Source organism: Streptomyces cyaneofuscatus (assembly GCF_000718135.1).
Lineage (GTDB): Bacteria > Actinomycetota > Actinomycetes > Streptomycetales > Streptomycetaceae > Streptomyces > Streptomyces cyaneofuscatus.
Map to the genome: position 1 here is coordinate 165,806 of NZ_JOEM01000012.1, position 12,483 is coordinate 178,288.

General features: G+C 70.9%; 11 protein-coding genes. 6 read left to right on the forward strand and 5 right to left on the reverse strand.

Annotated elements, in window-relative coordinates:
* Nucleotides 1–97: 97 nt before the first annotated feature.
* Complete coding sequence (locus IF17_RS0121010) at nucleotides 98–2,686, reverse strand: MXAN_6230/SCO0854 family RING domain-containing protein (protein ID WP_030568181.1); 2,589 nt, start codon at nucleotides 2,684–2,686, stop codon at nucleotides 98–100.
* 272 nt (nucleotides 2,687–2,958) lie between these two features.
* Here IF17_RS0121010 and IF17_RS0121015 point away from each other — a divergent pair, with 272 nt between their 5' ends.
* On the forward strand, nucleotides 2,959–3,873 hold the full coding sequence (locus IF17_RS0121015) for a sterol desaturase family protein (protein ID WP_030568183.1): 915 nt from the start codon (nucleotides 2,959–2,961) through the stop codon (nucleotides 3,871–3,873).
* Entirely contained in the window at nucleotides 3,870–4,550 is a 681-nt protein-coding gene (locus IF17_RS0121020) for a lysoplasmalogenase (protein ID WP_030568186.1), read from the forward strand. Before IF17_RS0121015 ends, IF17_RS0121020 begins: the two co-directional genes overlap by 4 nt.
* Before the next feature lie 94 nt (nucleotides 4,551–4,644).
* Here the strand turns inward: IF17_RS0121020 and IF17_RS0121025 are convergent, their stop codons facing one another.
* Nucleotides 4,645–6,183 (reverse strand): S8 family peptidase, encoded by a 1,539-nt coding sequence (locus IF17_RS0121025; protein ID WP_030568187.1) that lies wholly within the window; start codon nucleotides 6,181–6,183, stop codon nucleotides 4,645–4,647.
* Nucleotides 6,184–6,530: 347 nt separating this feature from the next.
* Here IF17_RS0121025 and IF17_RS0121035 point away from each other — a divergent pair, with 347 nt between their 5' ends.
* The 3 genes from IF17_RS0121035 (at nucleotide 6,531) to moaA (ending at nucleotide 9,726) form a co-directional block, all read left to right on the forward strand.
* Nucleotides 6,531–6,896: a DUF485 domain-containing protein gene (locus IF17_RS0121035; protein ID WP_018512243.1), complete on the forward strand. Its 366-nt coding sequence runs from the start codon at nucleotides 6,531–6,533 to the stop codon at nucleotides 6,894–6,896.
* Nucleotides 6,893–8,536, forward strand: coding sequence for a solute symporter family protein (locus IF17_RS0121040; protein ID WP_030568189.1), 1,644 nt, complete (start codon nucleotides 6,893–6,895; stop codon nucleotides 8,534–8,536). Before IF17_RS0121035 ends, IF17_RS0121040 begins: the two co-directional genes overlap by 4 nt.
* A gap of 200 nt (nucleotides 8,537–8,736) precedes the next feature.
* Nucleotides 8,737–9,726 carry a GTP 3',8-cyclase MoaA gene (gene moaA, locus IF17_RS0121045; protein ID WP_030568191.1) on the forward strand — a complete coding sequence of 330 codons (990 nt, stop codon included), beginning with the start codon at nucleotides 8,737–8,739 and terminating at the stop codon, nucleotides 9,724–9,726.
* Between the two features lie 3 nt (nucleotides 9,727–9,729).
* Here moaA and IF17_RS0121050 read toward each other — a convergent pair whose 3' ends face one another.
* Together IF17_RS0121050 and IF17_RS0121055 are read right to left on the reverse strand one after the other, a co-directional pair.
* The gene (locus tag IF17_RS0121050; RefSeq protein ID WP_018512246.1) at nucleotides 9,730–9,978 is read right to left on the reverse strand and encodes a hypothetical protein; all 249 of its coding nucleotides are present in this window, start codon (nucleotides 9,976–9,978) and stop codon (nucleotides 9,730–9,732) included.
* 221 nt (nucleotides 9,979–10,199) lie between these two features.
* Nucleotides 10,200–10,577 (reverse strand): DUF3099 domain-containing protein, encoded by a 378-nt coding sequence (locus tag IF17_RS0121055; protein WP_030568193.1) that lies wholly within the window; start codon nucleotides 10,575–10,577, stop codon nucleotides 10,200–10,202.
* A 206-nt stretch (nucleotides 10,578–10,783) separates the two neighbouring features.
* On the opposite strand from IF17_RS0121055, the gene IF17_RS0121060 reads away from it, so the two are divergent.
* On the forward strand, nucleotides 10,784–11,059 hold the full coding sequence (locus IF17_RS0121060; protein WP_030568195.1) for a GlsB/YeaQ/YmgE family stress response membrane protein: 276 nt from the start codon (nucleotides 10,784–10,786) through the stop codon (nucleotides 11,057–11,059).
* Between the two features lie 121 nt (nucleotides 11,060–11,180).
* Here the strand turns inward: IF17_RS0121060 and tyrS are convergent, their stop codons facing one another.
* The gene (gene tyrS / locus IF17_RS0121065) at nucleotides 11,181–12,452 is read right to left on the reverse strand and encodes a tyrosine--tRNA ligase (RefSeq protein WP_030568197.1); all 1,272 of its coding nucleotides are present in this window, start codon (nucleotides 12,450–12,452) and stop codon (nucleotides 11,181–11,183) included.
* Nucleotides 12,453–12,483 lie beyond the last annotated feature (31 nt).

A 12,483-nucleotide genomic window follows, 5' to 3' on the forward strand; every position in this document is an offset into this window, starting at 1 on the left:
GGGCCGGGACTGACAGACCCCTATTCGGCCGGGCGGGGCAGGGCCCGGAGTGCCGCACCGGAACCCTCAACTCCGTTCCCCGCGCGCCGCCTTCGGGTCAGCCGAGCGCGGCCACCAGGTCGCCCGCGGCCACCCGGTCGAGCCCGCAGCCGTCCACCGGACCGGGCAGCAGCCGGTAGACCGTGCCGCTCACCTTCTCCGGGGCCGCGTCCCCGTTCACCACCGCGAGGAACACTCGCTTCCCGGCCGCCGCCCGCTCCATCGCGGCGACCCTGTCTGCGGGCCCCGTACCGTGCGGCTCCTCCGTGTCCGGGGTGCGGAGCGTGCGTATCCGCCTCGCGAAGGCGGCCGTGTCCTCCCCGGCCCCGCGCCGGTAGCGCATCAGCCCGTCCCGGCGGGAGACCGCCACCTCGTCGGTCCGGGCCGCCGCGTGCCACACCGCCAGGTCCCACAGCGTCGTACGCCCCGCCGAGAAGTACTGGTACAGGTCCCTGCCCGCCCGGCCCAGCTCGTCGATGTGCCGGCTCACGCTGTGGTGGCCCTCCGACGGCGGCAGATGCAGATCGGTCCAGAGGAAGGTGCGCCGCTCCACGTCCGCCACCATCGGCACATGGACCCGGGAGTGGCCGATCAGGTCGTAGCGCTGGCGGACGGTCCGCGGGTCGAAGTGCGCGACGCGCCCGTCCACCGACGGCAGCGCCATGAACCCGGCGAAGGCGTCGGGCAGCAGCTCGAAGGGCACGTTGTTGTAGCTGAACACCACCGGCATCGCGAACCGCACCCCGGCCCGGGTGAGTCCGTCCAGGTCCAGGTCGGCGTACTCACTGGCGCCCCTAGGTGCGGGCGCGGAGGTCAGGTCGCCGGAGTGCACGGCCACCCGGTTCCGGTACACCAGGTTCGTGTAGTCGCAGAGCCCGAGGTAGGTCCACTCGGCGTCGAAGAAGGCCACCGACAGGTCGAGGTCGACGATCTCGGCGGGCGGCTGCATCCAGTGCAGGAACATCCGCAGCACCTCGCCCTCGGGCAACGGCTGCGTACTGCCCCGGGGAACCGCGACCAGCGCTTTGGCCGCCGCGCTCTCGGCGGAGGGCACGGCGAGCGCGGCCAGCCCCTCGTCGAGCACCGCCAGATCGAAGCGGGAGGAGGTGGAGAGCCGCCGCAGCACCTCGCGCTCCAGCAGCGCGCAGACCCGCTCCACGGTCGGGGCGGGCAGCGGGGGACGGGTGTCGTCGAGGGTGTACGAGTGCGTCACCTGGCCCCGGGGGAAGAAGACCCGCCGCCCGCCGGGAACGTCACGGATCCTCAGCCGCCCCAGCGCGGCCAGCAGCGGACCGGGCCCGGCACCGTCGAGCCCGTGCTCCAGCACGTGCAGCAACGCGTCCGGAGGCACCCCGTCCCCCTCCATCCGCAGCACCTGGTCGAGCCGGCGCAGCAGGGTGCCCGGGCGCTGGGCGAGGAGAGCGATCACGGTGCCGGTCTCGCCCGCCGCGAACGCCTGCTCGACCCGCCCGGTCCAGGTGTTGGCCTTGAACAGTGCCCCGTCCGCCCGTACGGCGAGCGGGTTCTCGGCCGCCGTACGCACCAGGGTCGCCGCGAGAGGCTCCGACACCGTGGACACATGCGTCGCCCGCAGTACCGCGAAGGCCAGGGCGGCCCGGGGGTGGCGGGCGTGCTGCTCGTTCGGGTGCAGCGTCTCGGCCGCCCGCTTCCACCGCTCGGGGCGCCGCAGGACGTCCTCGACCAGCGAGGAGGGGTCCAGCGCGTCCAGTACGGCGAGGAGTTCGCGCCGCAGCCCGCGCGGCAGGGACCGGTGCCGGGGCGTGTCCAGCAGGTCCGCCCCGCCGCCCGACCAGACCGCGAGGAGCCGCAGCACATCGGTGGCGGTGGTCAGCCGGACGGGCAGGACCGCCCGCACGGCGTCCCGGGTCCGCCGGTCCCGCAGCAGCGTGCCCAGGACCAGCGCCTTCGTCTCCCGTACGGGAATCTCCTCGGGCAGCCAGCCGAGCCCCGCCGGGGTGTGGGCCAGCAGCGCCACGACGTCGTCCCGGTCCTGCGGAGGCAACGGGGTGCGCCGCGCGAGCAGCCGCCCCAGCGCCGTGACCGCGTCTGCCGCCGCGTCGGTGCCGAGGACCAACGGCTGCACCGGCCCGGCCGCCGTCTCCACCTGCCGGCGCGGCGGCGCGGGCTTCAGGAACGGGTCGTCGTCGGCGGTGCGGCGGTGGCAGATCGGACAGCCGGAGTAGTCGGCGCCGTCCCAGCACTCCCGGCACACGAGGTGGGCGCAGGGGGCGACCGGGTGCACGCTGCCGACCGTGGAACAGAGCACGCACGGCTGATGCGGCCACTGGAGCAGCAGGGTGAACACCCGGTCCACGTACAGCTGGAGCGTGTCGTCCGGCACGGAGGCCGGGAAGCTGCGGAAGAGCGGCATGTGCGTACGGTCCGCGCCGAGCTCGGCGTCGATGTGCCCCACCAACTGCTTCCCCGCATCGGCCAGCCCGGCGGGCCCGAGCCACGCGAGGGCGGCGTGCAGAGCCGGTGTGAGGACGAACCCGCGATCCAGGAGCTCGGCCTCCAGGGCCACCAGCCCGGTCGTGGTCGGCGGATCACCGGGCCGGTGCCCGGCCTCCCCGACGTACACCGTCCGAAGACGGCGGAGCAGCACGGACGACAGCGACGGCGACACGGACAAACAAGCCCCAGGGGAGGAGAGGGAGGAGGTGTGGGGCGGGGGCGGAGAGTGGGCGCGCTACGGGATTCGGAGAGGTGGAGAAGGAAGCACACCACGGAGCCGCCCCCGCGCAAGAGGGAGCTTAGGGGGGTGTGTTGGGGCGCGCCATGGATTTATCGGCCCGCCGTCCCTTGGCAGAAGGTGCCAAAGGCTGCTGACACCAGATCTCGCATACTTGTGGGTAACAACATCTAGCCCTCGCCGACGGGCGGCCCTACGGTGCTCGCATGGAGCCGAACCTGCCCGATGTCGTGCTGTGGTCAATACCGGCCTTCGTGCTGCTCACCGTGATCGAGATGGTCAGCTACCGCTTCCATCCGGACGAGGACGCGGCCGGATACGACACCAAGGACGCCGCCACCAGCGTCACCATGGGGCTCGGCAGCCTCGGGTTCGACCTGCTGTGGAAGATCCCCATCCTCGCCATCTACATGGGGGTCTACGAGCTGACGCCGCTGCGGGTGCCCGTGGTGTGGTGGACCGTCCTGCTGATGCTCCTGGCCCAGGACTTCTTCTACTACTGGTCCCACCGCGGCCACCACGTCATCCGGATCCTGTGGGCCTGCCACGTGGTCCACCACTCCAGCCGGAAGTTCAACCTCACCACCGCGCTCCGCCAGCCCTGGACCTCCGCCACCGTCTGGCCCTTCTACCTCCCGCTGATCGCCTGCGGTGTGCACCCGGCGGCGCTCGCGTTCTGCCAGTCGGCCAACCTCGTCTACCAGTTCTGGGTCCACACCGAGCGCGTCGGCAAGCTCCCGCGCCCCTTCGAGTACGTCCTCAACACGCCCTCCCACCACCGCGTCCACCACGCCTCGCAGGGCAGCTACCTGGACCGCAACTACGGGGGCATCCTGATCATCTGGGACCGGATGTTCGGGTCCTTCGCGGCCGAGACCGAGCGGCCCGTCTACGGGCTCACCAAGAACATCTCCACCCACAACCCGTTGCGCGTCGCCACCCATGAGTACGCCGCGATCGCCCGGGACGTCCGGGCCGCCGGGAGCTGGAGCGAGCGCGCCGGGCGGGTCTTCCGGGGGCCGGGCTGGCAGCCCGCTCCGAAGCCCGCTGCCCTACCGGTCGATCCACCCGCGCCCGCCCCCGTACCCGCGCAGGCCGCCGCCCCGGAACTCACTCGATGAGCGCCACCGCGTCCCGCCCCGCCCCGTCGGGGACGGCAGGGACCGGGCGGTTCGCGCGGCCGCTCCTCGGGGCCTTCCTGGTCGCCGCCGTCGTCGACCTCGCGGGGCTCCTCGCCGGGCTCGACACCGTCCACCTGGTCGCCAAGCCGCTGCTGATGCCGCTGCTCGCCGCGTACGCCGCCGTCCGGTGCGGGCCCCGGCTGCTCATCGCGGCCCTGCTGTTCGGGTGGGGCGGGGACGTGTTCCTGCTCGCCGACAACGACCTGGCGTTCCTCCTCGGGATGGGGTCCTTCGCCGTCGGCCATGTCTGCTATCTGACGCTGTTCGGGCGGGGGCAGGCCCGGACCCGTGCGTCCCTGGCCGCGGGGATCGCGTACGCCGTCGTCCTCACCGTCTTCCTCGTCCTGATCTGGTCCGACCTCCCCGCGGAGCTGCGCGTTCCGGTGGCCGGCTACAGCCTGCTGCTCACCGCGATGGCCTGGCGGGCCGGTGTGCTCGGACGGTACGCCGCGGCCGGCGGGGCGCTCTTCCTGCTCTCCGACGCCCTCATCGCCACCGGCATCGCGGAGTGGCCCCGGCTGCCCGCCCCCGACTTCTGGGTGATGCTCACCTACATCGCCGCGCAGCTCCTGCTGGCCCTCGGGGTGCTCAGGGCGGGGCGGGCCGGCCGCCCGTAGGAGTTCCGTAGGAATACGGAGTCAGGAGTACGGACGTACGAGCAGGGGCCCGGGGAAAGATCCCCCTGGCCCCGCTCATCGTTGCGTCATCCGCCTACCAGCGGACCGCGTCCAGCGCGTCGACCACTCCGGCTCCGTAGAAGCCGTTGTAGCTCTTGCCGCCCTCGCAGACCGCGTCGATGACCCCGTCACCGTTGTAGTCGTACGGCTCGCCGCACGCCTTCGCGTCCGCCTGGAGGCCCAGCAGGACCTTCACCGCGGCCGGTGAGGCGTAGGGGTGGCGGGACTTGATCAGGGCCACGACGCCCGCGACGTGCGGGGACGCCATCGACGTGCCGGCCTTGTAGCCGAACCTGCCGCCGGGCAGCGTCGAGAGGATCAGCCCGTTGACGGCCGGCGGCTCGGGGGTCTGGTAGATCGTCGAGTCACCGCCGGGGGCGGCGACGTCGATGACGCCCTTGCCGTAGTTCGAGTACGAGGACTTCAGGCCCTTGGCGCCCGTCGCCGAGACCGTCACCACGCCCGGCAGCATGGTCGGGACGTCGGGGCAGACCCGCGGGTCGATCGTCCGGGTGACCGGCTCGGTGTCGTTCGGGCTGGTCCGGTCCTCGATGGTGTCGGAGGACAGGTCGTGGCGGGCGTTGCCCGCCGCGGCGACGTTGACCGTGCCCTTGCGCTCGGCGTACTTGGCGGCGCGGGTGAGCGACTCGACCAGGGCGCCCTGGTCCGGGTCGTTCTTGCAGGCGAAGAGCCAGGGGTCGGTGTAGTAGCTGTTGTTCGTGACGTCGACGCCGTGCTCGGCCGCCCAGAGGAAGCCGCAGACGACGGCCTCGGTGTAGAAGAGGCCGTCCGGGGTGGAGACCTTGATGCCGGAGACCTTCACACCCGGCGCCACCCCCGTCACGCCGAATCCGTTCTTCGCGGCGGCGATGGTGCCCGCCACATGGGTGCCGTGGTCGCTCTCGCCCGCCGCCGGCCGCCAGGAGCCGTCGGTGGTGTCCGGAGCGCCCGTGACGCAGTTGACGGAGGCGGCGCGGTCGAAGTTGGGCGCCAGGTCCGGGTGGGTGTCGTCGACGCCCGTGTCGATGACGGCGACCGTCACCTTCTTCGAGCCGAGCGACTTCTGGTGCGCCTTGTCCGCCTTGATCGCGGGCAGCGACCACTGCAGCGGCTCCAGCGGGTCCTCCTCCGCCGTCGCCTGGGCGGCCGCGGCCGCCGCCTGGGCCTCGGTCAGCGGCTGCGCTATGGCGCCGACGTCCTTGGTGGCCTGGGGCACGATCGGGTTGGTCCGGGTCGCGCCCGCCGACTGCACGCCCCGTACGCGGCGGATCGTTTCGCCGAAGGCCGGGTTCTGCGAGTGGGCGACGATGACGCCGATCTGGTCGTACGAGATGACGACCGTGCCGCCGGCCTGCGTGATGGCCTTCTTCACCTGCTGGACGGCGGTGCGGCCGCTGCCGGTGTTGACGACGTAACTCAGCTTCGGTCCGTCGGTCCGCGGGGTCGCGGTGGCCGGTGCGCCGGTGGGCGCCGCCGTGGCCGACGTCGCCGGCAGGAAGCCGAGCGAGGCGACGAGCGCGAGTCCGACGGGCAGCGCGAGCGCGCGGGTCCGTCTCGATGCCAGATGAGCCATGGGTTCTCCACATCATCCGTGCCGGTCGACCGGACACCTGGCGTGTTCGGTCGCGTACATGACGAGTGAAGCTATCGCCGATCTTCCTGGCACATCAACGATTTGGGGCAAGTGAGTTCGAAGAGTGCACCTGTGCGGCCGAATGTGTACGGGCGACTTCAGGCCACCGGGACGGAGGGGCTTCCGGTCACCGGGATGAGGCCGAGAAGGCGAAAGATCCGGTGAACCGCTTCGTCGCGCCCTCCGTGCCGTTGTCCAGGAGGCACATCACCGTCCCCCGGTATCGAGGCCTCCCTATGACACCCACCGTCCCCCAGATCACCGCACCCGCGTCGCGAGGAGATTCCGTGGCTACCGATGCACCGCCGCCCGAGGGCCGTTCCGACACCAGCCCGGCCCAGCCCACCACCGAGGCGTTCAACGCGGTGCAGGCGAGTGCCGAGTTCGCCGACCTGCGCCGCTCGTTCCGCTCCTTCGCCTTCCCGCTCACCATCGCCTTCGTGACCTGGTACCTGCTCTACGTCCTGCTCTGCAACTACGCGGGCGGCTTCATGAGCACCAAGGTCGTCGGCAACATCAACATGGCGCTCGTCCTCGGCCTCGCCCAGTTCGCCACCACCTTCCTCATCGCCGTGCTCTACTCCCGGCACGCCGCCAGCAAGCTCGACCCGAAGGCCGAAGCGATCAAGTCCCGTATGGAGGCCGACGTATGAGCGCCGCCCACACCCTCTATCCGGCCGTCCAGCTCGCCGCCACCGAAGGCGCGAGCGAGCACCGGCCACTGATCATCACCCTGTTCGCCGCCTTCGTCGTGGCGACCCTCTTCATCACCGTGTGGGCGGGCCGCCAGACCAAGAGCGCCTCCGACTTCTACGCGGGCGGCCGCCAGTTCACCGGCTTCCAGAACGGGCTCGCGGTCTCCGGCGACTACATGTCCGCGGCGTCCTTCCTGGGCATCGCGGGCGCCATCGCCCTCTTCGGATACGACGGCTTCCTCTACTCCATCGGTTTCCTCGTCGCCTGGCTCGTCGCCCTGCTCCTGGTCGCCGAACCGCTGCGCAACTCCGGCCGCTACACCATGGGCGACGTCCTCGCCTACCGGATGCGCCAGCGCCCCGTCCGTACCGCCGCCGGTACGTCCACGATCGTCGTCTCGATCTTCTACCTGCTGGCCCAGATGGCCGGTGCCGGCGTCCTCGTCTCGCTGCTGCTCGGCATCACCAGCGACTTCGGGAAGATCGTCATCGTCGCCCTGGTCGGCGTCCTCATGATCCTGTACGTCACCATCGGCGGCATGAAGGGCACCACCTGGGTGCAGATGGTCAAGGCCGTCCTGCTCATCGCGGGCACCCTGCTCATCACCTTCCTGATCCTGCTGAAGTTCAACTTCAACATCTCCGACCTGCTCGGCACCGCCGCCAGCAACAGCGGCAAGGGAGCGGCCTTCCTGGAGCCCGGCCTGAAGTACGGCGCCACCGGCGTCTCGAAGCTGGACTTCATCTCCCTCGGCATCGCCCTGGTCCTCGGCACCGCGGGCCTGCCGCACATCCTGATCCGCTTCTACACCGTGCCCACCGCCAAGGCCGCCCGTAAGTCCGTGAACTGGGCGATCGGCATCATCGGCGCCTTCTACCTGATGACGATCGTGCTGGGCTTCGGCGCCGCGGCGATCCTCAAGCCCGGCGACATCATCGCCTCCAACAAGGCGGGCAACACGGCGGCACCACTCGCCGCACTGGAGATCGGCGGCGGCTCCGGATCCACCGGCGGCGCCATCCTCCTCGCGGTGATCTCCGCCGTCGCCTTCGCGACCATCCTCGCCGTCGTCGCCGGACTCACCCTCGCCTCCTCCTCGTCCTTCGCGCACGACATCTACGCCAACGTGATCCGCAAGGGGAAGGCCACCGAGAAGGAGGAGGTCCGCGCCGCACGCTGGGCCACCGTCGCCATCGGCATCGTCTCCATCGCACTCGGCGCGCTCGCCCGCGACCTCAACGTGGCCGGCCTGGTGGCCCTCGCCTTCGCGGTCGCCGCCTCCGCCAACCTGCCGACGATCCTCTACAGCCTCTTCTGGAAGCGCTTCACCACCCAGGGGGCCCTCTGGTCCATCTACGGCGGGCTCTCCTCCTCCGTCCTGCTGGTGCTCTTCTCGCCGGTCGTCTCCTCGAAGCCGACCTCGATGTTCCCGAGCGTCGACTTCGCCTGGTTCCCGCTGGAGAACCCTGGCCTGATCTCGATCCCGCTGGGCTTCCTGCTCGGCTGGCTCGGCTCGGTGATCGGCAAGGAGAAGCCCGACACCGACAAGTACGCCGAGCTGGAGGTCAAGTCCCTCACCGGCACCGGAGCGCACTGAGAGAAGGAATTCACCGAGCCGTTCGGTGCATCCGCCACCCCCTGGTCCGGGCCGCGTCGTAGAGTCCTACGACGCGGCCCGGCCGCACCTCGTGGCAAACGGGCCCCTGCGATGTCAGCGGTCTCACGTAGGCTCGGAAGAGATCGACCGCACCGACACCACACCGACCGCACCGACACCACCGGGGGAGGAGAGCCACCGTGCTCATCGACACCTTTGACAGGGTCGCCACCGACCTGCGCGTGTCACTGACCGACAAGTGCAATCTGCGGTGCACCTACTGCATGCCGGAAGAGGGCCTGCAGTGGCTCGGCAAGAGCGAGCTGCTCTCGGACGACGAGATCGTGCGCCTGATCCGCATCGCGGTCACCGACCTCGGCATCACCGAGGTCCGCTTCACCGGCGGGGAGCCCTTGCTCCGCCCCGGCCTCGTCTCCATCGTCGAGCAGTGCGCCGTGCTCACCCCGCGCCCCCGCATGTCGCTCACGACCAACGGCATCGGCCTCAAGCGGACCGCCGCCGCCCTCAAGGCCGCGGGCCTCGACCGGGTCAACGTCTCCCTGGACACCCTGCGCCCCGACGTCTTCAAGACCCTCACCCGCCGGGACCGCCACAAGGACGTCCTGGAAGGCCTTGAAGCCGCCCGCGAGGCCGGCCTCACCCCGGTGAAGGTCAACTCCGTCCTGATGCCGGGACTCAACGACGACGAGGCCCCCGAGCTGCTGGCCTGGGCCGTCGCCAACGGTTACGAGCTCCGCTTCATCGAGCAGATGCCGCTCGACGCCCAGCACGGCTGGAAGCGCGACGGCATGATCACCGCCGGTGACATCCTCGCCTCGCTGCGCACCCGCTTCACCCTCACCGCCGAGGACGACGAAGCCCGCGGCTCCGCCCCCGCCGAGCGCTGGACCGTCGACGGCGGCCCGCACCGCGTCGGCGTGATCGCCTCGGTCACCCGCCCCTTCTGCCGCGCCTGCGACCGCACCCGGCTCACCGCCGACGGCCAGATCCGCACCTGCCTCTTCGCCCGCGAGGAGACGGACCTGCGCTCCGCGCTGCGCTCGGACGCGCCGGACGCGGAGATCGCCCAGCTCTGGAAGGTCGCCATGTGGGGCAAGAAGGCCGGCTCCGGACTGGACGACCCGTCCTTCCTGCAGCCCGACCGCCCGATGTCGGCGATCGGCGGCTGACGCTCAGCCCGCTCCGGGGCCGGACTCCCAGTCGGCGAGCGCCACGACATCCTTGAGGAAGCCTCGTACGCCCAGGAACTGCGACAGGTGCTCCCGGTGCTCGTCACAGGCCAGCCAGGTCTTGCGCCGCTCGGGCGTGTGCAGCTTGGGGTTGTTCCAGGCGAGCACCCAGACCGCGTCGGCCCGGCAGCCCTTGGCGGAACAGATCGGGGCACCGGCGGCGCTCTCGGCGGATGTCTCGGGGAAGATCACGGCACCCAGCCTAAGTCAGGCGCTCCGCGCACCGAACGACGCATCCCCGGCCGGAGAAACGGCGACGCCGGGCAGCCACGGGGGGAGCTGCCCGGCGTCGGTCCATCGCTCCGACGGGGGATGCGGAGCGCCTCTGAAGTATGTCACGGGCACCGGGGTGCGGTGCACCGGAACGTCATGATTGATCTGAGCTTTTCCTGAGCTTCGCGGTACGCCCGGGCTCAGTTGTGCTCCTGTGACGGGGGCACCCACCCGGCCCGCCCGTCGGGGCCCGCGGACCCGTCGCGGCCGGCGACCGGAGCGGCCTCCAGGGCAGGCCGCACGGGGGCGGTGAGATAGGCCGACGGCAGCGAAGGGGCGTTCTCCCGGCCCGCGTTGGCGATGACCACCGCCACGTACGGCAGCAGCACTCCCAGGGCGAGCGCCACGATCGCGACATGCCGCTCCACGTTCCACAGCACCGCGGCCAGCACCACCGACACCGTCCGCACGGACATCGAGATCACATAGCGCCGCTGCCTGCCCCGCACATCGTCGGCCAGCCCCTGACGGGCCTCCGTGATCCGGAAGACCTCCACCTCGTCGCTCTTCCGCAGCATGTGTTCCACCACCAGATCTCTGTGCCGGACGCTCCGGGACCGGGCCGCATCCACGGTACGCCGAGCACCCGGCGTACCGAAGACCGGGGCGCGCACCGCTGTCCCCGGCCGGCCGCCCCACCCTTACGGCCCCGCCCGGCGTGCGGCCCGCCGACGGCCGCCCAAGACTGGGCGGACGCGCACTCCGCGCCGCACGAGGAGGCGAAATGAGCTGGTTGTGGGCAATCGTCGTGGGCCTGGTGCTCGGTGTGATCGCACGGGCGATCCTGCCGGGCAAGCAGGACATTCCCATTTGGCTGACGATCATCTTCGGTATTCTCGGCTCCATCCTCGGTAATGCCGTGGCCGGCTGGATCGGCGTCGAGGACACCAAGGGCATCGACTGGATCCGCCATCTGCTCCAGCTGGCCGGTGCCGTGGCGGTCGTCGCCGTCGGTGACATGGCCTGGCAGTCCATCCGTGGCAACAAGCGCAGAACCTGACCCGGGGCCGGGCGGCACGGCTACGGCACAGCACCGTTACGGCACAACACAGCGCCGCGGCCGGACACGCGAGGAAAAGCGTGTCCGGCCGCGGCGCTGTTCAGCGATCCGGCGGGAAGGATCAACCGGCGGGGACGACCTCCACCGCCGCCAGGTTCTTCTTGCCCCGGCGCAGCACCAGCCAGCGCCCGTGCAGCAGCTCCCCGGCGTCCGGCGCGACCTCACCGTCGGCGACCTTCACGTTGTTCACGTACGCGCCGCCCTCCTTGACCGTGCGCCGGGCACCCGACTTGCTCGGTGCGAGACCGACCTCCACCAGGAGGTCCACCAGCGGAGCCAGCTCGGAGACCCGGGCGTGCGGCACCTCGGAGAGGGCCGCGCTCAGCGTCGCCTCGTCCAGCTCCGCCAGATCACCCTGGCCGAACAGCGCCTTCGACGCCGCGATGACCGCCGCGCACTGCGCACCGCCGTGCACCAGCGTGGTCAGCTCCTCGGCCAGCGCCCGCTGCGCGGAACGCGCCTGCGGCCGCTCCTCGGTCAGCTTCTCCAGCTCCTCCAGCTCCGCACGGCTCTTGAAGCTGAGGATGCGCATGTACCGGGAGATGTCCCGGTCGTCCACGTTCAGCCAGAACTGGTAGAACGCGTACGGGGTCGTCATCTCCGGGTCCAGCCAGACGGCACCGCTCTCGGACTTGCCGAACTTGGTCCCGTCCGCCTTCACCATCAGCGGCGTCGCCAGCGCGTGCACGGTGGCACCCGGCTCCAGCCGGTGGATCAGGTCGATGCCCGCGGTGAGGTTGCCCCACTGGTCGCTGCCGCCCTGCTGGAGGACGCAGCCGTAGCGGCGGTACAGCTCCAGGAAGTCCATCCCCTGGAGCAGCTGGTAGCTGAACTCCGTGTAGCTGATGCCCTCCTGCGACTCCAGCCGGCGGGCGACCGAGTCCTTGGTGAGCATCTTGTTGACCCGGAAGTGCTTGCCGATGTCCCGCAGGAACTCGATCGCGGACATCCCCGCGGTCCAGTCCAGGTTGTTGACCATCGTCGCCGCGTTCGCGCCCTCGAAGGTGAGGAAGGGCTCGATCTGCTCCCGCAACCGCTGCACCCAGGCCGCGATGGTCTCCGGGTCGTTCAGCGTGCGCTCGGCGGTCGGGCGCGGGTCACCGATCTGACCGGTGGCCCCGCCGACCAGGGCGAGCGGGCGGTGACCCGCCTGCTGGAGCCGGCGCACGGTGAGGACCTGCACGAGGTGCCCCACGTGCAGGCTCGCCGCGGTCGGGTCGAAGCCGCAATAGAAGGTGACGGGACCGTCCGCGAGAGCCTTGCGCAATGCGTCCTCGTCAGTGGACTGGGCGAACAGCCCGCGCCACTTCAGCTCGTCGACGATGTCCGTCACGGTTCCGGTGCTCCTTGCGTTACGTAGGGAT